The sequence below is a fragment of the Arthrobacter pigmenti genome (assembly GCF_011927905.1).
In the GTDB taxonomy this organism is placed as follows: Bacteria; Actinomycetota; Actinomycetes; order Actinomycetales; family Micrococcaceae; genus Arthrobacter_D; species Arthrobacter_D pigmenti.
Window position 1 is genome coordinate 1,155,889 of sequence record NZ_JAATJL010000001.1, and the last position, 20,372, is coordinate 1,176,260.

A 20,372-nucleotide genomic window follows, 5' to 3' on the forward strand; every position below is an offset into this window, starting at 1 on the left:
ATGATCAGGGGATCAGGAGAACCTTCCCCGTGGTGTTGCGTGCCTGCAGGTCCTGGTGGGCCCGGGCCGCATCCTCGAGCGGATAGCGCTGTCCGATGCGTGCCAACAGGTTCCCGTCCGCCACGGCGGAGAAGATGTCGCCTGAGCGCCAACGCCGCTCATCGGCGGTGCGAAGGTAGAAGCCAAGGCTGGGGCGCGTCACGTACAGCGAGCCGGCGCCGTTGAGCCGCTGCAGGTTGAAGTCCGGTACGGGGCCAGAGGCGGCACCGAAGAGGACAAGCGTTCCGCGTACGCGCAGCGATTCCAGCGAGCCGTCGAAAGTGTCCCTGCCGACGCCGTCGAACACAGCATGCACGCCTTCACCGTCCGTCAGGTCACGTACCCGGCCGGGGAAATCCTCGTACCTGAGTACAACGTCGGCGCCCGCTTCGCGCGCAAGGTTTTCCTTCTCATCGGTGGAGACGGTGGTGATGACCCGTGCTCCCTTGGACTTGAGGAGTTGGGTGAGAAGCAGCCCGGTACCGCCCGCGCCGGCATGCGTGAGCACAGTCTGGCCGGCCTGGACGTGGAAGGTGGAATTGATGAGGTAATGGGCCGTCATGCCCTGGAGAGGGAGGGCCGCCGCGGTTTCAAGGTCCACGCCATTCGGTACCGGCAGGGCTTTCGCCTCGTCGATGAGCGTGAACTCGGCGTAGGTGGCCGAGCCCTCGGCGAAGGCAACGCGGTCTCCTGTGGAGAAGTCCCGGACATCAGGTCCAATCTCCACTACCTCGCCGGCGGCCTCAGCTCCCGGCACGAACGGATAGTCGACGGGATAAACCCCGGACCTCTGGTAGGTCTCGATGAAATTCACGCCGACCGCCGCGACTTTGACCAGAAGCTGCGAACCGGCAGGGCTTGGCTTGTCCACTTCGGCAGGCTCCAGGACATCCGGTCCTCCAGCGCTTCGGGCAACAATGGCTATGGGCATGTCGGGTTTTCCTCTCCTTGGTGGTCTGTTGTGATCAACCCAAGTAAGCGTCGGCTCATTCCTCGCGTGAATATTTATGTGATGGAGTGAATAGATTTACTGTACGATTGACCGCATGAGTATTTCGGTAGCGGTTTCCGGGGCCAGCGGATACGCGGGCGGAGAAGTATTGCGCCTGCTCGGGAATCACCCGGGTGTCACCATCGGAGCGATCACCGCCCACAGCAGTGCAGGCAGCAGGCTCGGCGAGGTCCAGCCGCACTTGCATTCGCTCAGCGACCACATTCTGGAGGAGACCAGCGCGGAAAACCTCGCAGGGCACGACGTCGTCTTCCTCGCCTTGCCGCATGGCGCGAGCGCGGACATCGCCGCGCAACTGCCCGAAAAGACGCTGGTGATCGACGCCGGGGCCGACCACCGGCTCGAAGACCCGGCCGCGTGGGAACGGTTCTACGGACCGGGCCACGCAGGCACCTGGCCCTACGGGCTCCCTGAACTGCCCGGCCGGCGCGAGGCCCTCCGTGGTGCCCGCCGCGTTGCTGTGCCGGGCTGCTACCCGACGAGCGCGCTGCTTGCGCTCACTCCCGGTTTCACGGCTGGTCTGCTGGAGCCGCACGACGTCGTCATCGTCTCTGCCTCGGGCGCGTCCGGCGCCGGCAAGTCACTCAAACCCCACCTCCTCGGTTCGGAGATGATCGGTGGGATGAGCCCCTACGGCGTAGGCGGCGGCCACCGGCACACGCCGGAGATCGAGCAGGGCCTGGGCTGGGCAGCCGGCAACCCGGTCACTGTGTCCTTCACACCGACCCTGGCCCCGATGTCGCGAGGCATCCTCACCACCGCCACTGCCCGGGCGGTTCCGGGAACGTCTGCGTCGCAGTTGCGTGAGGCCTGGGAACACGCTTACGACGACGAACCTTTCGTCACGCTGCTGCCCGAGGGCCAATGGCCGGCAACCAAGTCGGTGGTCGGATCCAACATGGTCCTGCTCCAGCTCGCGTTTGATGAGCACGCGGGCCGGGTGATCGTGAGCTGCGCGATCGATAACCTCACCAAGGGAACAGCCGGCGGCGCCGTGCAGTCCATGAACATTGCCCTCGGACTTGATGAGACCGCGGGCCTGACCGGGGCAGGAGTTGCACCGTGAGCGTCACCGAACCACAGGGTTTCCGTGCGGCAGGAGTAGCGGCGGGACTGAAGTCCACCGGGGCGCGCGATGTCGCCGTCGTCGTCAATGATGGCCCGCTGCATCACGCCGCAGCCGTTTTTACCTCCAACCGTGTGGCCGCGGCACCCGTTCACTGGTCCCGCCAGGTGGTAGCGGACGGCCGGGTTGACGCCGTGGTGCTGAACTCGGGCGGAGCGAATGCGTGCACCGGCCCACAGGGCTTCCAGAACACCCACAAGACTGCCGAAGTCACCGCCGAGACACTGGGGATATCGGCTACGGACGTCTTCGTGTGTTCCACCGGCCTGATCGGGGAGCAACTTCCCATGGATAAGCTGCTCGCCGGCGTGGGAGAAGCGGTACAGCACCTGTCCGACGGCGGGGGACCGGCCGCCGCGGCAGCCATCATGACCACGGACTCGGTGCCGAAGACAGCGTCCTACCCGTCTTCACCGGATGAGCCGAGTGAGGGCTATTCCATCGGCGGCATGGCCAAGGGGGCAGGGATGCTGGCACCCGGACTGGCGACCATGCTCGTGGTGCTCACGACCGACGCCCTGGTGGACTCCGAAACGCTCGACACCGCGCTGCGCGCCGCCACCCGGGTGACCTTCGACCGCACCGATTCCGACGGCTGCATGTCCACCAACGACACCGTTGTGGTCCTCGCCTCAGGCGCCAGCGGCGTGAAGGCGGATCCGGCGCAGTTCGCTGAAGCGCTCACGGGTGTCTGCTCCGAACTGGCCCACCAGCTGATCGAGGACGCCGAAGGCGCCAGCCACACCATCGCCATCCGCACGATCAACGCGGCAACTGAAACTGATGCCGAGACCGTTGGCCGCGCAGTCGCCCGTTCCAATCTCTTCAAGGCCGCAATCTTCGGCAAGGACCCGAACTGGGGACGCGTCCTGGCAGCCGTGGGTACAACAGACGCCGCCTTTGAACCCGACCGCCTCGACGTCGCGATGAACGGGGTCCAGATCTGCCGGGACGGCGGGATCGGGGAACCACGCGAGCTGGTTGACCTCGCCCCGCGGCTCGTCACGGTCGAAATCAACCTCAACGCCGGGTCAGAGTCGGCGACCATCTGGACCAATGACCTTACCCACGACTACGTGCACGAAAACTCGGCCTACTCGAGCTGAGCTTCGAAGGACAACATGAACTCTCTGAACACCGCACAGGACAAGGCGGCAACGCTGATCGAGGCCCTGCCCTGGATCCAGCGCTTCGCGGGCACCACCATGGTCATCAAGTACGGCGGCAACGCCATGGTCAACGACGAGCTGCGCCGCGCTTTCGCCGAAGATGTCGTCTTCCTTCACCATGCGGGCATCCGACCCGTGGTCGTCCACGGCGGTGGCCCCCAGATCAACGGGATGCTGGACCGCCTCGGTATCACCTCGGAGTTCAAGGGCGGTCTCCGTGTGACCACTCCGGAAGCCATGGACGTTGTCCGTATGGTCCTTACAGGGCAGGTAAGCAGGGAACTCGTCGGTCTCATCAACTCCCACGGGCCCTACGCCGTCGGACTCTCGGGCGAGGATGGAGGTCTCCTGCAGGCTGTGCGCACCGGTACGGTCGTTGACGGTGAGGAAATTGACCTCGGGCTCGTGGGCGAAGTGGTTGGAGTGAACCCGTCGGCGATCCTCGACATCCTCGAAGCAGGGCGCATCCCGGTCATTTCGACGGTCGCCCCTGAAATCGATCACGCCGGCAGCGGGACCAATCAGGTGCTCAACGTCAACGCCGATACAGCCGCCGCCGCGCTTGCCGATGCACTGCACGCCTCCAAACTGGTCATTCTCACCGATGTCGAGGGCCTGTATTCGAACTGGCCCGATCAATCAAGCCTGATCTCCTCGCTCACCGCCACCGAGCTGCGCGAGCTGCTGCCGGGCCTTGAATCCGGGATGATCCCGAAGATGTCCGCGTGCCTGAAGGCAGTCGACGGTTCAGTGGAACGCGCGCACATCGTTGACGGGCGCCAGGCACACTCCATGCTGCTGGAGATATTTACGACGGCGGGAATCGGCACCCAGGTGGTACCGGACGAGGACGTGATCGCGTGAGTGAGACCGGCCACTCCGTTCAGGGCGGTTTCCCGCCCAAAGATGCTAAGGGAGGTGGCAGGGGCCCCGATCGGCAGCTTGCTGACGATCGGGGGGGCCACCGAGCGCGAACCCCGGAAACCGCCCTGGACTCCGCGCCCGGCACCGCATCAGCCCTCGTTGAGCCGGCGATGGGTAAGGAGTGGCTTCGGCGGTACTCGAACTCCGTGCTCGGCGTGTTCGGGGCGCCGCAGCGTGTGCTCGTGCGCGGTGCCGGCTGCCTGGTCTGGGACGCTGACGGCAAACAGTACCTGGACCTGCTGGGCGGCATCGCGGTGAACGCGCTCGGCCATGCGCATCCCTTCGTCACGTCGGTGATCTCCTCGCAACTGGCAACGCTGGGACACGTCTCAAACTTCTTCACGAGCCCCACGCAGGTGGCCCTCGCCGAGAGGCTCCTGCAGCTCGCCGGTGCCCCGGACGGCTCAAAGGTGTTCTTCGCGAACTCAGGTACCGAAGCGGTCGAGGCCGCCTTCAAGCTCGCGCGCCGCAACAGTACGCCGAAGCGCAGCCGGATCCTGGCACTTGAAGGCGGATTCCACGGCCGAACCATGGGAGCCCTGGCGCTCACGTCGAAACAGGCTTACCGGGAGTCGTTCGAACCGCTCCCGGGCGGGGTGGAGCACCTTCCCTTCGACGATGTGGAGGCTTTGGAGGCTGCGGTCGATGAGTCTGTTGCCGCCGTCGTCCTCGAGCCCATCCAGGGTGAAGCAGGAGTCCGGCCGCTGCGCGCCTCCTACCTCCAGCGGGCACGCGAACTCACCACGCAAGCGCGCGCGTTGTTGATCCTCGACGAGGTACAGACCGGTGTCGGACGTACCGGACGGTGGTTCGCGCACCAGGGCAGCGGCATCACACCGGATGCCATGACCCTGGCCAAGGGGCTGGGTGGCGGCTTTCCCGTCGGAGCCCTGATCACTTTCGGCCCGGATGTCTCAGGACTGCTGACCGCTGGTCAGCACGGCACCACTTTCGGCGGCAACCCGGTCGCCACGGCTGCGGCGCTTGCAACCCTCCATGCGCTTGAGGCGGGCGCTGTACTGCAGAACGCCAACGACGTCGGCGCGTTCCTGCGAGAGCATCTCGCCGCCGTCGGCGGTGTGGTCGATGTCCGGGGTGACGGACTGCTCATCGGATTCGACCTCGACGGCGAATATGCTGCCGCCGCGGTGCAGGAGGCGCTTACGCAGGGGTTCATCATCAATGCGCCCACGCCGCTCACATTGCGTCTGGCACCGCCGCTGATCCTGACCAGGAGCGAAGCGCAGGGTTTCCTCGACGCGCTGCCCGCCATCCTGACGACCGCCAAGGAGAGACCAGCATGACCCGCCACTTCCTGATTGACACGGACCTTACGCAGTCCGAGCAGACCGAGGTGCTCGACCTCGCCCTTGAGCTGAAGAAGGCGCCCTATTCGAGTGCCGTCTACGCGGGGGAGAATGAAGGGCGCAAGACCGTTGCCGTGATCTTCGACAAGACATCCACACGAACCCGGGTGTCATTCGCTTCAGGCATCGCCCATTTGGGTGGCGTGCCGCTCATCATCGGTGCCGGCGAATCCCAGCTGGGCCACAAGGAGTCCATCTCTGATACGGCGAAGGTCCTCGAGCGGATGGTCGCAACGATCGTCTGGCGCACCTATGCGCAGGCAGGGCTCGAGGAGATGGCCGCAGCCTCGCGCGTGCCCGTCATCAACGCGCTCTCGGACGACTACCACCCCTGTCAGCTGCTTGCGGATCTGCTCACCATCCGTGAGCACAAGGGCACGCTGGCCGGGCTCACTATGACGTACCTGGGAGATGCCGCCAACAACATGGCAAACTCCTACCTGCTGGCGGGTGTGACAGCGGGAATGCACGTCCGGATCGCCGGTCCAGAGGGGTTCCTCCCCGAGCAACGGATCATCGCCGCCGCCAACCAGCGCGCAGCCGAGACCGGCGGCTCAGTTCTCATCACCACGGACGCCGCGAAGGCAGTAGCCGGAGCCGACGTCGTCGCGACTGACACGTGGGTCTCCATGGGCCAGGAAATCGAGGACGACGCCGCGAAGGCCGCCCGGTTCGAGTTGTTCCGGCCCTACGCCGTGGATGAGGCCCTGCTGGAGCAGGCCGATTCCGGCGCCGTCGTACTTCACTGCCTGCCCGCGTACCGGGGCTACGAAATTTCGGCGGGCGTGCTGGACGGGCCGCAGTCAGTCGTTTGGGACGAGGCGGAGAACCGGCTGCACGCACAGAAGGCGCTGATGGTGTGGCTCGTGGAGCGATCATGACCGTCGGGCAACCGAGCGTCCAGCCGACGACGAAGACCGCCCGGCAGGCCAGAATTACGGCGCTGCTGACCGCGGAGTCTGTACGGTCCCAGTCCGAGCTTGCAGACCTCCTCGCCGACGACGGCGTGCAGGTCACCCAGGCCACACTCTCGCGTGACCTGGTGGAACTGGGTGCCGTGCGGGTACGTGGCAAGGAAGGTGCCCTCGTCTATGCAGTGCCGGGTGAGGGTGGCGGCAGGGCTCCGCAGAGCGGAGTGACTCAGGAGATCCTGGACAGCAGACTATCCCGGCTGTGCGGGGAACTGCTCGTGACAGCTGAGGCGTCGGGAAACCTTGTTGTCCTGCGAACCCCTCCGGGAGCAGCGAATTTCCTCGCCCTGGCGATCGACCATTCCGTGATGCCATCTGTGCTCGGTACCATCGCCGGTGACGACACCATCCTGCTGGTTACCCGCGACCCGGCAGGCGGCGCCGACCTGGCCGAGCGATTCCTGCGGTTTGCCCACGAAGCCGCGTCCTGAACACATTCTTTTACAACCTGAACCAACAAGAGGAGCTTTGAAGTGACCGAACGCATTGTCCTTGCCTATTCCGGCGGACTCGACACATCGGTAGCCATCGGATGGATCGCGGAGGCGACCGGCGCGGAAGTCGTTGCTGTCGCCGTCGACGTCGGACAGGGCGGCGAGTCGCTGGAGACCATCCGCCAGCGTGCGCTGGGCTGCGGCGCCGTTGAAGCCTACGTGGCAGATGCCCGCGACGAGTTCGCCAACGAGTACTGCATGCCTACCCTGAAGGCGAACGCCCTCTACATGGACGCCTACCCGCTGGTGTCGGCGATTTCGCGTCCGGTCATCGTCAAGCACCTGGTGGCCGCAGCCCGCGAATTCAACGCCTCGACCGTCGCCCACGGTTGCACCGGCAAGGGCAACGACCAGGTCCGTTTCGAGGTGGGCATCCAGACCCTCGGACCGGATCTGAAGTGCATTGCCCCGGTCCGGGACCTCGCACTCACCCGGGACAAGGCGATCGGCTTCGCCGAGGAAAAGGGCCTGCCGATCGAGACCACCAAGAAGAACCCTTTCTCGATCGACCAGAACGTCTGGGGACGCGCCGTTGAGACCGGCTTCCTCGAAGACATCTGGAACGGCCCTACCAAGGACGTCTACGACTACACGGATTCGCCGGAGTTCTCCCCGGCGTCGGATGAGGTCACGATCACCTTCAAGGAGGGCATTCCCGTTGCGATCGATGGCAGCGCCGTGACACCGCTGCAGGCGATCGAAGAGCTGAACCGCCGGGCCGGTGCCCAGGGCGTTGGCCGGATCGACATCGTCGAGGACCGCCTGGTCGGTATCAAGAGCCGCGAGATCTACGAGGCACCCGGGGCGATGGCGCTCATCGCTGCACACCGCGAACTCGAGAATGTCACCATCGAACGCGAGCAGGCACGGTTCAAGAAGACGGTGGACCAGCGCTGGACCGAACTGGTGTACGACGGCCAGTGGTTCTCGCCGCTGAAGCGCTCACTCGAAACCTTCATCGACGACACGCAGCGCTACGTTTCCGGCGACATCCGGATGGACCTGCACGGCGGCCGCGCCACGGTGACCGGCCGGCGGTCCGACGTCGGCCTGTACGACTTCAACCTGGCCACCTACGACACCGGCGATACGTTCGACCAATCGATGGCCCGCGGCTTCATCGAGATCTTCGGGCTGTCATCGAAGGTGGCCTCGGGCCGCGATCAGAGGGCCGGGAACTAGCACTATGACCGCTACGAACGAAGGTTCGTTGTGGGGCGGCCGGTTCTCCGGCGGACCCGCGGAGGCCCTCGCCGCACTCAGCAAATCGACCCACTTCGACTGGCGGCTTGCCCGCCATGACATAGCGGGCTCCCGGGCGCACGCGCGTGTGCTGCACCGTGCCGGACTGCTCGACGACGGCGAACTCACCGGTATGCTCGCCGCTCTGGACGCGCTCGACGACGACGTCCGCACGGGCGCCTACGTACCGTCAGAGTCGGATGAGGACGTGCACGGATCGCTCGAACGCGGGCTGATTGAACGCGCAGGTCCGGCGTTGGGCGGAAAGCTGCGCGCGGGACGTTCGCGCAACGACCAGGTTGCCACCCTTGGCCGAATGTACCTGCGCGAGCATGCGCGCATCATTGCCGGCGGAGTGCTTGCCACGATCGATGCGCTGATCAACCAGGCGGAAGAGCACCTGGAGGTGCCCATGCCGGGGAGGACACACCTGCAGCATGCGCAGCCGGTGCTGCTGAGTCATCACCTGCTGGCCCATGCGTGGGCGCTGCTGAGGGACGTGCAGCGTCTGAGGGACTGGGACCGCCGTGCGGCTGTGTCCCCGTATGGTTCGGGCGCGCTGGCGGGGTCATCGCTCGGCCTGGACCCGGAAGCTGTTGCCACCGAGCTTGGCTTCGACTCCGCGACGCACAACTCGATCGACGGTACCGCCGGGCGCGACGTCTACGCGGAGTTCGCGTGGGTGGCGTCGATGATCGGCGTCGATCTTTCCCGGATCAGCGAAGAGGTGATCATCTGGGCAACCAAGGAGTTCTCCTTTGTCACCCTGCACGATTCCTTCTCCACCGGCTCCTCGATCATGCCGCAGAAGAAGAACCCCGACGTCGCCGAACTTGCACGCGGCAAGGCGGGAAGGCTCATCGGAAACCTGACCGGTCTGCTCGCAACCCTGAAGGGACTGCCGCTGGCGTACAACCGCGACCTCCAGGAGGACAAGGAACCGGTGTTCGACGCCGTCGACACCCTCGAGGTGTTGCTCCCCGCGGTATCAGGGATGATTGCGACGCTGACCTTCAACACCGAGCGGATGGCGCAGCTCGCACCACTGGGCTTCGCGCTGGCTACCGATGTGGCCGAGTGGCTGGTGCGGCAGGGAGTCCCGTTCCGGGAGGCGCACGAGCTTTCCGGTGCGGCGGTCAAACTCGCGGAGAGCCGCGGCGTCGAGCTGTGGGACCTGAGTGATGAGGATTACGCAGGCATCTCCGGGCATCTGACGCCCGGCGTCCGGGAGGTTCTGACCGTTGAAGGGTCACTGAACAGCCGCGACTCCCAAGGCGGAACAGCCCCTGCTGCCGTGCGTCGTCAATTGGAGGCACTGCGCGGCGAACTCGCCGGGCTGCGGAACGCCCTGGCCGGATAGCGTTCCCTGCTCGTTTCGGGGCTTGGCTGGGGCCAGCGGGTTAACGATAGTGTCGGGGAAACTGCCCGACACGACGCGAGGATGCCCGTGAATACACTCCAGCCGGCCGTACCCGAGAACCTTCCAGAGCGACTGGCGGGTGCCGCACGCGATTTGCTCGCCGCGGCCGCGGGGCTCGACGACGCCGGCCTCGCAGCGCCGTCGGTCCTTCCGGGCTGGAGCCGGGCGTACGTCGTCGCGCATGTGGAGGGCGTAGCCCGCGCAATCAGCCGCCAGGTCGAGTATGCGGCCCGTGGTGAGTTGATCGCGTTCTACGACGACGGTTCCGAAGGACGCATGCGGGACATCGAGATGCGCGCGCAGCGGCCAGTGGATACCCAGCTTGAGTCGCTGACAGACGCGGTCACGCAGGCAGTCCAGGCACTCGCGGGTGTGGCTGGCGAGGAGTGGGAAGCCCGGATCTCCTACCGGGACGGCACTGTGCGGGATGGCGCGCTCGCATTGTGGCGTGAGCTCGTCATCCACGCTTCGGATCTTGGGACCAGCCGCACGTCGCTGGACTGGGACCCTGCATTCTGCCAGTATCTCTTCGGATTCCTGAGCGCGCGGGTCCCGGACGGCCTGGCGCTGTTGCTGCAGCCGCTGGGCGAACAGCCACGGACCCTCTCCAACGGTGCCGGCGCCGTGGCGCGGACCATTGTTGTGACCGGGCTGCTGCAGGACATTGCGGCGTGGCTGGCCGGACGGAAGCCGCTCGGCGGCCTGAATGCCACCGCTGCGGCCGACGCCGTGGACCTCCCGGACCTGCTGCCATGGCCTGCCGCCGTCGCGCCCTCAAGGTAGAAGGAACCCCTGCTGCCCTTATCAGCGCGGTGTCGCTGCGCTAAGTTGGGAAGCAACCAAGCACGAGCAGTACCTAAGGTGGGCGGTCGATGAAGTCCGATGTTGATCCATCCGCAGCACAGACTGTGATGCCCTTGGGCCGGATTGAGCGCCTGCGGGACGGCTATGTGCTGGCTTTCGACCGGCAATTCGACTACCCGCGGTCCTACATCTGGAACCTCCTGACAGATCCCGCGAAGGTTCGCCTGTGGCTTGGGACGTTGGGGTCCAGTTGGGAGCTGGGGAAGGAATACTCACTCGATATGGGTGGGGGTGCGAGCACAGGGACCGTCCTGCAGCTCAATCCGCCAACGAGCCTGCAGATCACGTGGGATGACGAGTTGGGACTGGAATCGATCCTCGAGTGGCGGGTCCTGGAGAGCGACGGCGGTGCCCTGCTTCAGTTGAGGGCACGATCCGAGTCCGCCGATTTCCTCACTGAGGGCGCCGCTGGTTGGCAGCAGATCCTGGCCGCGCTCGAGGAGGTCGCCGCAGGCCGGGAACCCGAGCCGCCGGGTGACTGGGCCTCCCTGCGGGATGCCTACGCGGCGGAGTTCGGCGTGTCGAACACCATGGGATCGCTCGAGACCGACGACGGCGTCATGATGGTGCACTTCGATCGTCGCCTCAACTCCAAGCTGCCGCTCGTCAAGGACGCACTCACTGCCGACCCGGAGCAGCAGCCACGGGTGGAGCAGGCTGAGGTGGACTTCGCTGCTGACGGTGACTCAACAGTCCTGACCGTGCGGCATGTCATCGATGACCACTCGGAGGCAGCGGCGCTGCTGGCCCAGTGGCACGCGCACCTGGACGCCGTTGCTGTCTCGATCAACGGCGACAAGCCGCACTTCAGTGTCCGAAAACTCCACGCACTCGAGGAGTTCTACCGGTCAACCCTGGATACCGGCCAATCACGCGGCTAGCCTGCTGCACGTTCGCGTTCCAGCAGGCTTGTCTTGACTTCCAGGCCCCACCGGAAGCCGCCGAGGCTTCCGTCGGTGCGGATCACGCGATGGCAGGGAACGAAGAGTGCGGCAGCATTCAGTGCACACGCGCCGGCTGCCGCCCGAACTGCAGCCGGCCGTCCAGCCAGGACTGCGTACTCCGAATACGTAACGGGCCGGCCGGGCGCCACCGTCCGGAGCACATCCCAGGCGTGGCTGCGGAAAGGGCCGGAAAGCTGGTGCACGGGGACACCCTCGATCGCCGTGAGTTCGCCGTCGTAGTAGGCGTGGACGGCATCCGTAATCGGCCCCAGGTCATCGACGGGTTCGATGTCCATGGCAAGGAGCGTGGGGTGAATCTGCCCGATGAGTTCCGCCGTGTCGGCTGTCCAGCCGGAGGCAAGAACCGCTCCGTCCCGCTCGATGACCGTGAAGGGTCCGTCGGGTGTCGTGATTGTGGCTGTGCGGGTGGTCATGATGCAAGGGCCTTCCTGGTTGTCTTGCGGGTGGACGCCGTGCCGGAGCCGGCGGAGGTCTTCACAGTGGTTTTCTCAGTGGTTTTCTCAGCGGCGAGCCGCCAGAGATGCATGGTTGCGTAGGAGCGCCACGGGCTGAACTGTTCCATCCAGAACGGTTCCGGACGTAGCTCCGGGGCAGCCTTGGTGAGTTTCGACCAGCCGTTGCGCACAGCGGAGTCGTTGTCGAGTTGGAGATCGGTGGCTCCCAGCACGCGCATTGCGACGTAGCGTACGGTCCATGGACCGATTCCCGGCATGGGCAGAAGCTTTTCGGCCAGCTCGATGGGGCTGTCCTCGACTCCGATCGTCAGGGTTCCCGCGGCGAGTGCTTCCACAGCCCCGAGCAGGCTGGCGGTCCGGCGTCCGGGACCCTTGAGCAGTGGGCGTGCACCCTCGACGAGAGCGGCAGGCGTAGGGAAGAGCCGGTCGAACCCGGGCTGGTTGAGCACCGAGGGCGAACCAAGCAAGCTCAGGGTGTTCAGCATGCCGGCGGCAGCGGCGACGGTGATCTGCTGCCCGATCATCGCCCGAACAAGGATCTCCTGCGGGTCCATCGCGCCGGGGAGTCTGATGCCTGGAGCCACGCGGACTCTTTCGGCCATTTGTTCGTTCCTGCCAAGCACCGAATCGATAGCTTCCGGATCTGCATCGAGGTCGAACAATCTGCGGATCCGGGACAGGAGCACCGGCAGGTCCTTCAGCTTCTCCACCATGACCGAAACGTCCAGCCCGCCAGCGCCGGGACGGGCACTGAACCAGCCCTCTCCGCCTGGTAACCGGACCAGTCGCGCGTAGCTGTCCGCTGTCGCCTGCTCAACCCCGTCGACGGCGCGCGCCCGCAGAAAGGCGAATACGCCGTCGTCGTATGGGGGCCGGAGGGGAAGCGTCAGGCTGAGCGATGTCGGCGCTCCGCTAGCGGTCGATGCATGCGAGGTCCGCCGGCTGCGCTCACGCAGTTGAGTGGGGGAGAGGTCGTACACTTCCTGGATGGTCTCGTTGAACTGCCGGATGCTGTTGAAACCGGAAGCAAAAGCCACGTCGGACAATGCCATATCGGTGGCAGTCAAAAGGGCCCGCGCCGTCTGGGCACGATAGGCCCGTGCCAGGGCGAGCGGACCGGCCCCCAGTTCCTGTGCGAGGATCCGCCCGAGTTGCCGGGTTGAGTACCCCACCCGTCGCGCCAGTCCAGGCACACCGCTGCGGTCGATTTCGCCGTCGGCAATCAGCCGCATCGCCCGGGCCGCGGTGTCGGAGCGCAAATTCCACTCCGGTGTGCCGGGAACGGCTTCCGGGAGGCACCGTTTGCAGGCGCGGTAACCCGCTTCATGGGCTGCCGCCGACGTCGGGTAGAACGTTACGTTCGACGGCTTGGGCGTCCGGGCAGGGCAGGACGGGCGGCAGTAGATGCCCGTCGTTGCGACGGCTGTGACGAACTGCCCATCGAAGCGGGTGTCCCTCGAATCGATCGCCCGGTACCGCTGCCAAAAGTCCATGCCCTCATCCTCGCAGGCTGCGACGGGTCGCTGCTAGCGGAAATCGGACATCGCCGTAAGTAGGTTCTGGACCGGTATTGATACGGTCGATCCGTGGAATCAGCCTCTGAACGCAGCCGGCTGGCGCGTCCGGCCATCGACGTAGCGCCGTTGCTGTTGGGCGCGCTCATCACGCACGAAGACGGCGTCGACCCGGTCACCGTCCGTGTGACCGAAGTAGAGGCTTACATGGGCTCGGAGGACCCCGGTTCCCACGCGTTCCGGGGGCAGACCGCCCGCAACGCCAGCATGTTCGGAGAGGCCGGGCACCTGTACGTCTACTTCACCTACGGAATGCACTACTGTGCCAACGTCGTGTGCGGCGTGCCCGGACAAGCGACCGGTTTGCTGTTGCGCGCGGGCGTCGTCGTCGGCGGCCTGGAGACAGCACGACGACGGCGCGGCCACCCGAAGACAGATCGCGACCTCGCGCGCGGGCCGGCCCGGCTCGCCCAGGCGCTGGGTATCGACCGTGAGCTCAACGGCGCCGACGTGTTCGGCGAACGGCTTCGGCTCGAACTTCCCGTGCAGCCGACCGATGCTTCCGCGATCGCGACCGGGCCGCGGGTCGGCGTCAGCGGTTCCGGCGGTTCCTCCTCCTACCCGTGGCGGTTCTGGCTCGCGGGCGAGCCCAGCGTGTCCGTGTACCGGGCGGCGAAACCACGTGTGCGCCGGACAGTGGGAACTCCATGACCGGGAAGTCGGCCGCGCACCTGGCACTGATCGAACCGCTTGAGGGCCATTTCGCGGGCACGTTCATGGAAATTCAGCGCACCCGGGATAGAATTGACGGTCCGCCTTGGCGAGAGGGAACGCACAATGCCTGAATTGTCTTCAGCCCACAATGAGCTGGAACACGAGCGCACCTATGTGGCCGGCCTGTACCGGCGGCTCGATGAACTGCGCGCCGAAAAACAACGTCAACTGGACCAGGTCCGGCGGACGATTGCCGCGGGCTCACACCAGAACCGATCCGAGCGTGACGCGTTCGCCACCATGTACGAGGACCGCCTTGCGCAGTTGAACGCGGTTGACGACCGCCTGGTCTTCGGCCGCCTGGACCTCGATTCCGGTGAGGAACGTTACATCGGGCGGATCGGCCTCTCCACCGAAGACCTCCAGCAGCTCATGGTCGACTGGCGGGCGCCTGAAGCCGGCACGTTCTACCAGGCGACGGCTTTCGAACGGATGGGAGTACGACGACGCCGGCACCTCATCCTCTCCAGCCGGGACGTAGCTGCCATCGAGGACGACGTCCTGGATGCCTCCATGCTGACCGACTCGGGCTCCCTGCAGGGGGAAGGGGCGCTGCTGGCCGCGCTGAACTCGCGACGCACCGGCCAGATGTCGGACATCGTTGGCACCATCCAGGCCGAACAGGACCGGATCATCCGCGCCCCGCTGCCCGGCGTCGTCGTCGTCCAGGGTGGACCCGGCACGGGCAAGACGGCCGTCGCCCTGCACCGCGCGGCCTATCTTCTCTACACACACCGGGAACGGTTGAAGTCTGCCGGTGTCCTGTTGGTGGGGCCAACTGACGCGTTCATGAAGTACATCGAGCGGGTGCTTCCATCCCTCGGCGAAACCGGCGTCGTGATGGCGAGCGTCGGCAGCCTGATGCCCGGCATCCATGCCGAACCGGAGGCTGACGAGGCGGTTGCGGAACTCAAGGGCAGGCTTGAGATGGCCGCGGTGATCAAGCGCGCTGTCGCGAACCGTCAACGCATTCCCGCGGAGAACCGGAAGCTCAACGTCGAAGGAAGCATCCTCACGCTGACCCCGCGCCAGGTACGGCGCGCACGCGACCGGGCACGGGCCACAGGTAAGCCGCACAACGAAGCGCGGGCCACCTTCGTGAAGATCATGCTGCGCGAACTGACCGAGCAACTGACGGAGCAGCTGGAGGAATCGTCAGGGGCGGGCAACACAGCGGACCGCTCATATCTGGCTGAGGACGTGCGCACCTCCAGGGATGTAAGAATTGCGCTCAACCTTGCCTGGATGCCGATGACGCCGGAGAAGCTCCTTCGCGACCTCTTCAGCAAGCCGGCTCAACTCGAAGCCGCGGCGCCCCACCTGACGGACGCCGAGCGGTTTCTCATGCAGCGCCCGGAGGACGCCACGTGGACGGAGGCCGATGTCCCGCTGCTGGATGAGGCGGCTGAACTGCTTGGCGAGCTGGATGCCTCGGCCGGGCGAAACGCCGCGGAAAAGGAACAGGAACGACGCCGTGACCTCGCCAATGCGGAACGCGCGCTTGAAAACGTGAGTGCTTCACTTGCTGACGCCGGCGTCGACGGTGTGCTGACCGCGGAGGCGCTTGCCGAACACAACGTGGTTGCTGACGCACGCCTCACGGCTGCGGAGCGTGCATCCAGTGACAGGACGTGGGCGTACGGTCACGTTGTCGTGGATGAGGCGCAGGAACTCTCGCCCATGCACTGGCGCCTGCTGATGCGCAAGTGCCCCGTCAAATCGTTCACCGTCGTCGGCGATATCGCGCAGACCAGCTCCACCGCCGGATCGCACTCGTGGCAGCAGGCACTCGAACCATTCGTGGGGGACCGCTGGCAGCTGGAGGAGCTGACGGTCAACTACCGCACGCCGGCCCAGATCGCCGAGGCCGCGGTACGGATGGCCAACGCGGCGGGGCTCGTCGTGTCGGCGCCGAAGGCAGTCCGGGACGGTCGCTGGGATCCGGTGGTCAACCGGGCTTCCGAGCTTGTGCCCGCTTTGCTCGACGCGCTGCCTAAGGAGCTGGAAGTTGCTGCGGACGGGTTGCTTGCAGTGATCGCGCCCGTGCGGTTGATCGGGGAGGTGCGCGCCGCGGTGAGGAAAGTCTACGGCGACCGCGTGGGTCTCGGTGCCGGAGGGCTGGGCCAGGACATCGTGGTCATCACTCCCCGTGAGGCCAAGGGACTCGAGTTTGACGTCGTGATTGTGCTGGAGCCCGCCGAGATGCTGAAACCGGATTCGGTCAGGATCGGCGATTTGTATGTCGCAATGACCCGTCCAACGCAGCGGTTGCGCCTCATCGCGACCGGCGAAGTTCCAGAGGGCATTGAGGGCTGATATTTTGATCCTGTGCGTCAACCAACAGAAATTTCGGGCTCAGCCATGACCGGTCAACAGAATGACAGCTCCTTCGAGACCCTCTGGCAGGAGTTGAAGTGGCGGGGCCTGGTTCACGTCTCCACTGATGAGGTGGAGCTCGAGAAGCTTCTGGCCGGTGAGCCGATCACCTACTACTGTGGATTCGACCCGACCGCGCCGAGCCTGCACCTGGGAAATCTAGTGCAGCTCCTGACCATGCGTCGGCTGCAGTTGGCGGGCCACGCACCGCTTGGCCTGGTTGGAGGTTCCACCGGTCTTGTGGGGGATCCGAAGCCCTCCGCGGAGCGGACCATGAACACCAAGGAAACCGTCGCTGAGTGGGTGGGGTACCTACAGGGCCAGGTGCAGCGGTTCCTCAGTTTTGAGGGGACCAACGCCGCGCGAATGGTCAACAATCTTGACTGGACGGCGCCCATGAGCGCTATCGACTTCCTGCGGGACATCGGCAAGTACTTCCGTGTGGGCACGATGCTCAAGAAGGATGTTGTCGCCTCGCGGTTGAACTCGGATGAAGGCATCAGTTACGCGGAATTCAGCTACCAGGTACTTCAGGGCATGGACTACCTTCACCTCTACCGTGACTACAACTGCGTCCTGCAGACCGGCGGTTCCGATCAGTGGGGCAACCTAACCAGTGGGACCGAGCTGATCCGGAAGGTAGAAGGCAAATCAGTCCATGCGATCGGCACGCCCCTGATCACCAATTCAGATGGCACCAAGTTCGGCAAGAGCGAGGGAAACGCCATCTGGCTGGATCCGGCGATGACAACGCCTTACGCCATGTACCAGTTCTGGCTCAACGCTTCCGACGCCGACGTGATTGCTCGGCTCAAGATCTTCACCTTCCGTAGTCGGGCGGAGATCGAGGAACTTGCCGAGGAAGTGGTGAACCGGCCGCATCTACGAACTGCCCAGCGGACGCTTGCCTACGATGTGACTTCGCTGGTCCACGGAGTTGAGGCGACAGAGAAGGCCATTGCGGCTTCGGCGGCGTTATTCGGTCAGGGCGATCTTCGGGAACTGGATGAGAGCACCCTCCGGGCAGCGACCGCCGAACTCCCGAGTGCAACAGTGAGCCGAGATGCCCTCGGCATCATCGAGTTGCTTGTTGCGAGCGGCCTGGCCGCGAGCAACTCGGCTGCGCGACGAACTGTTACGGAGGGCGGGGCCTACGTGAACAACGAGAAGGTGTCCGAATCCGAGACGGCAATCACTCCGGACAGGCTGCTGCACGGGCGGTTTTTGCTGCTTCGACGCGGAAAAAGGAACCTTGCAACTGTTGAGGTCCGGCCCTAGCCAGAGGGATTTGCACGGACCTGACTGTCCGTGTAAAGTTTTCTGAGTTGCCGCCGGTGAGTGGCAACAACCCCCTCCTAAAACCAAACGGTTCGGGCGTGCGCTGAGCGCAAAAGCCCAAAGTTCCGGTCTTTTTTGGTGGGTGGATTCGAATTTGTTTCATCGAATTTCGGCCTAGAGGCCGATTTGACAGAAAGAATTCGGATGAATTAGATTTAGTAACAACGCAGCACGGAAATGTAAATAAGAATTACAGATTATGTGAATTGCTTCTGTTGTTTGAGAACTCAATAGTGTGCCATGTTTGTTGATACCGATTGTTTTTTGATTGGTTGATTTGCTGGTCGCCTCACCTCTGTGGGGTGGCTGGTTTTTTGGCTGGTTTCAGATTTTGTGCAGCGTGGATCCTTCTTTTTCCGGGGGGTTTGTGTTGTGTTCGTATTTTTTTACGGAGAGTTTGATCCTGGCTCAGGATGAACGCTGGCGGCGTGCTTAACACATGCAAGTCGAACGATGATCCGGTGCTTGCATCGGGGATTAGTGGCGAACGGGTGAGTAACACGTGAGTAACCTGCCCTTGACTCTGGGATAAGCCTGGGAAACTGGGTCTAATACTGGATATGACTGATCATCGCATGGTGGTTGGTGGAAAGCTTTTGTGGTTTTGGATGGACTCGCGGCCTATCAGCTTGTTGGTGGGGTAATGGCCTACCAAGGCGACGACGGGTAGCCGGCCTGAGAGGGTGGACGGCCACACTGGGACTGAGACACGGCCCAGACTCCTACGGGAGGCAGCAGTGGGGAATATTGCACAATGGGCGCAAGCCTGATGCAGCGACGCCGCGTGAGGGATGAAGGCCTTCGGGTTGTAAACCTCTTTCAGTAGGGAAGAAGCGAAAGTGACGGTACCTGCAGAAGAAGCGCCGGCTAACTACGTGCCAGCAGCCGCGGTAATACGTAGGGCGCAAGCGTTATCCGGAATTATTGGGCGTAAAGAGCTCGTAGGCGGTTTGTCGCGTCTGCCGTGAAAGTCCGGGGCTTAACTCCGGATCTGCGGTGGGTACGGGCAGACTTGAGTGATGTAGGGGAGACTGGAATTCCTGGTGTAGCGGTGAAATGCGCAGATATCAGGAGGAACACCGATGGCGAAGGCAGGTCTCTGGGCATTAACTGACGCTGAGGAGCGAAAGCATGGGGAGCGAACAGGATTAGATACCCTGGTAGTCCATGCCGTAAACGTTGGGCACTAGGTGTGGGGGACATTCCACGTTTTCCGCGCCGTAGCTAACGCATTAAGTGCCCCGCCTGGGGAGTACGGCCGCAAGGCTAAAACTCAAAGGAATTGACGGGGGCCCGCACAAGCGGCGGAGCATGCGGATTAATTCGATGCAACGCGAAGAACCTTACCAAGGCTTGACATGAACCGGAACGGCGCAGAGATGTGTCGGCCACTTGTGGCCGGTTTACAGGTGGTGCATGGTTGTCGTCAGCTCGTGTCGTGAGATGTTGGGTTAAGTCCCGCAACGAGCGCAACCCTCGTTCCATGTTGCCAGCGGGTTATGCCGGGGACTCATGGGAGACTGCCGGGGTCAACTCGGAGGAAGGTGGGGACGACGTCAAATCATCATGCCCCTTATGTCTTGGGCTTCACGCATGCTACAATGGCCGGTACAAAGGGTTGCGATGCTGTGAGGTGGAGCTAATCCCAAAAAGCCGGTCTCAGTTCGGATTGAGGTCTGCAACTCGACCTCATGAAGTCGGAGTCGCTAGTAATCGCAGATCAGCAACGCTGCGGTGAATACGTTCCCGGGCCTTGTACACACCGCCCGTCAAGTCACGAAAGTTGGTAACACCCGAAGCCGGTGGCCTAACCCCTTGTGGGAGGGAGCTGTCGAAGGTGGGACCGGCGATTGGGACTAAGTCGTAACAAGGTAGCCGTACCGGAAGGTGCGGCTGGATCACCTCCTTTCTAAGGAGCGCCTAACAGCTTTTTCTGCTGCCTCGTTGTGGGGTGGTGGGGGTTGTCAGGAGTTAGCCCATTGCGCAGGCGTTTGTTCTGCGGTGGGTGCTCATGGGTGGAATATCAACGAATTGTGGTGGCTGCTGGTGCTGGCTGGGTTGAGTACGGATCTGTGTTTTCCTTTCCCTTTTGGGGTTGGGGTGCGTGGGTTGTGGAAAGGCGTGGTTGGTGGTGGTGGTTTCATCGTTTGGCACACTGTTGGGTCCTGAGGCAACAGGAGCCTGACCCCCTTTGGATCTCGCACGTTGTGTGGGTGTGGGGGTTTGGTTTGTGGGGTTTCTGGTTTTCCTGGGCATGACTTGCCTGCACTTGTTTGGCTTCCTTTTTTGGGGGTTGGGTGTGGGTGGTGTGTTTACTGGGGT

At 64.0% G+C, this 20,372-nt stretch carries 16 protein-coding genes and 1 rRNA gene; 14 read left to right on the forward strand and 3 right to left on the reverse strand.

The window, feature by feature from the left end:
- Window positions 1-4: 4 nt before the first annotated feature.
- On the reverse strand, window positions 5-970 hold the full coding sequence (locus BJ994_RS05360; protein ID WP_167992248.1) for a quinone oxidoreductase family protein: 966 nt from the start codon (window positions 968-970) through the stop codon (window positions 5-7).
- Between the two features lie 115 nt (window positions 971-1,085).
- Here BJ994_RS05360 and argC point away from each other — a divergent pair, with 115 nt between their 5' ends.
- The 10 genes from argC (at window position 1,086) to BJ994_RS05410 (ending at window position 11,509) form a co-directional block, all read left to right on the forward strand.
- Window positions 1,086-2,117: an N-acetyl-gamma-glutamyl-phosphate reductase gene (gene argC / locus BJ994_RS05365; protein WP_167992250.1), complete on the forward strand. Its 1,032-nt coding sequence runs from the start codon at window positions 1,086-1,088 to the stop codon at window positions 2,115-2,117.
- Window positions 2,114-3,283 carry a bifunctional glutamate N-acetyltransferase/amino-acid acetyltransferase ArgJ gene (gene argJ, locus BJ994_RS05370; protein WP_167992252.1) on the forward strand — a complete coding sequence of 390 codons (1,170 nt, stop codon included), beginning with the start codon at window positions 2,114-2,116 and terminating at the stop codon, window positions 3,281-3,283. Before argC ends, argJ begins: the two co-directional genes overlap by 4 nt.
- Window positions 3,284-3,298: 15 nt before the next feature.
- Window positions 3,299-4,210, forward strand: coding sequence for an acetylglutamate kinase (gene argB, locus BJ994_RS05375; RefSeq protein ID WP_167992255.1), 912 nt, complete (start codon window positions 3,299-3,301; stop codon window positions 4,208-4,210).
- Window positions 4,211-4,380: 170 nt separating this feature from the next.
- Window positions 4,381-5,574 (forward strand): acetylornithine transaminase, encoded by a 1,194-nt coding sequence (locus tag BJ994_RS05380; protein ID WP_167995872.1) that lies wholly within the window; start codon window positions 4,381-4,383, stop codon window positions 5,572-5,574.
- The gene (gene argF / locus BJ994_RS05385) at window positions 5,571-6,518 is read left to right on the forward strand and encodes an ornithine carbamoyltransferase (RefSeq protein WP_167992257.1); all 948 of its coding nucleotides are present in this window, start codon (window positions 5,571-5,573) and stop codon (window positions 6,516-6,518) included. Before BJ994_RS05380 ends, argF begins: the two co-directional genes overlap by 4 nt.
- Window positions 6,515-7,039, forward strand: coding sequence for an arginine repressor (locus BJ994_RS05390; protein ID WP_167992259.1), 525 nt, complete (start codon window positions 6,515-6,517; stop codon window positions 7,037-7,039). The genes argF and BJ994_RS05390 overlap by 4 nt, the downstream gene beginning before the upstream one ends.
- A gap of 42 nt (window positions 7,040-7,081) precedes the next feature.
- Window positions 7,082-8,284 (forward strand): argininosuccinate synthase, encoded by a 1,203-nt coding sequence (locus tag BJ994_RS05395; RefSeq protein WP_167992261.1) that lies wholly within the window; start codon window positions 7,082-7,084, stop codon window positions 8,282-8,284.
- Window positions 8,285-8,288: 4 nt separating this feature from the next.
- Complete coding sequence (gene argH, locus BJ994_RS05400) at window positions 8,289-9,704, forward strand: argininosuccinate lyase (protein ID WP_167992263.1); 1,416 nt, start codon at window positions 8,289-8,291, stop codon at window positions 9,702-9,704.
- Between the two features lie 87 nt (window positions 9,705-9,791).
- Window positions 9,792-10,547 carry a maleylpyruvate isomerase family mycothiol-dependent enzyme gene (locus BJ994_RS05405; RefSeq protein ID WP_342450294.1) on the forward strand — a complete coding sequence of 252 codons (756 nt, stop codon included), beginning with the start codon at window positions 9,792-9,794 and terminating at the stop codon, window positions 10,545-10,547.
- Window positions 10,548-10,636: 89 nt separating this feature from the next.
- Window positions 10,637-11,509: an SRPBCC domain-containing protein gene (locus BJ994_RS05410; protein ID WP_167992266.1), complete on the forward strand. Its 873-nt coding sequence runs from the start codon at window positions 10,637-10,639 to the stop codon at window positions 11,507-11,509.
- Here BJ994_RS05410 and BJ994_RS05415 read toward each other — a convergent pair.
- Together BJ994_RS05415 and BJ994_RS05420 are read right to left on the reverse strand one after the other, a co-directional pair.
- Window positions 11,506-12,006, reverse strand: a complete 501-nt coding sequence (locus BJ994_RS05415) for a methylated-DNA--[protein]-cysteine S-methyltransferase (protein WP_167992269.1) — start codon at window positions 12,004-12,006, stop codon at window positions 11,506-11,508. The genes BJ994_RS05410 and BJ994_RS05415 overlap by 4 nt on opposite strands.
- Window positions 12,003-13,541: a DNA-3-methyladenine glycosylase 2 family protein gene (locus BJ994_RS05420; protein WP_167992271.1), complete on the reverse strand. Its 1,539-nt coding sequence runs from the start codon at window positions 13,539-13,541 to the stop codon at window positions 12,003-12,005. The genes BJ994_RS05415 and BJ994_RS05420 overlap by 4 nt, the downstream gene beginning before the upstream one ends.
- 93 nt (window positions 13,542-13,634) lie before the next feature.
- Between BJ994_RS05420 and BJ994_RS05425 the strand changes: the two genes are divergently transcribed.
- The 4 genes from BJ994_RS05425 to BJ994_RS05440 all read left to right on the forward strand — a co-directional run bounded on the left by BJ994_RS05425 (window position 13,635) and on the right by BJ994_RS05440 (window position 19,959).
- Entirely contained in the window at window positions 13,635-14,273 is a 639-nt protein-coding gene (locus tag BJ994_RS05425; protein WP_167992273.1) for a DNA-3-methyladenine glycosylase, read from the forward strand.
- Window positions 14,274-14,399: 126 nt separating this feature from the next.
- Window positions 14,400-16,652 (forward strand): HelD family protein, encoded by a 2,253-nt coding sequence (locus BJ994_RS05430; protein ID WP_167992275.1) that lies wholly within the window; start codon window positions 14,400-14,402, stop codon window positions 16,650-16,652.
- 45 nt (window positions 16,653-16,697) lie between these two features.
- Window positions 16,698-17,990: a tyrosine--tRNA ligase gene (gene tyrS, locus BJ994_RS05435; protein ID WP_167992277.1), complete on the forward strand. Its 1,293-nt coding sequence runs from the start codon at window positions 16,698-16,700 to the stop codon at window positions 17,988-17,990.
- A gap of 445 nt (window positions 17,991-18,435) precedes the next feature.
- A 16S ribosomal RNA gene (locus tag BJ994_RS05440) occupies window positions 18,436-19,959 on the forward strand.
- Window positions 19,960-20,372 lie beyond the last annotated feature (413 nt).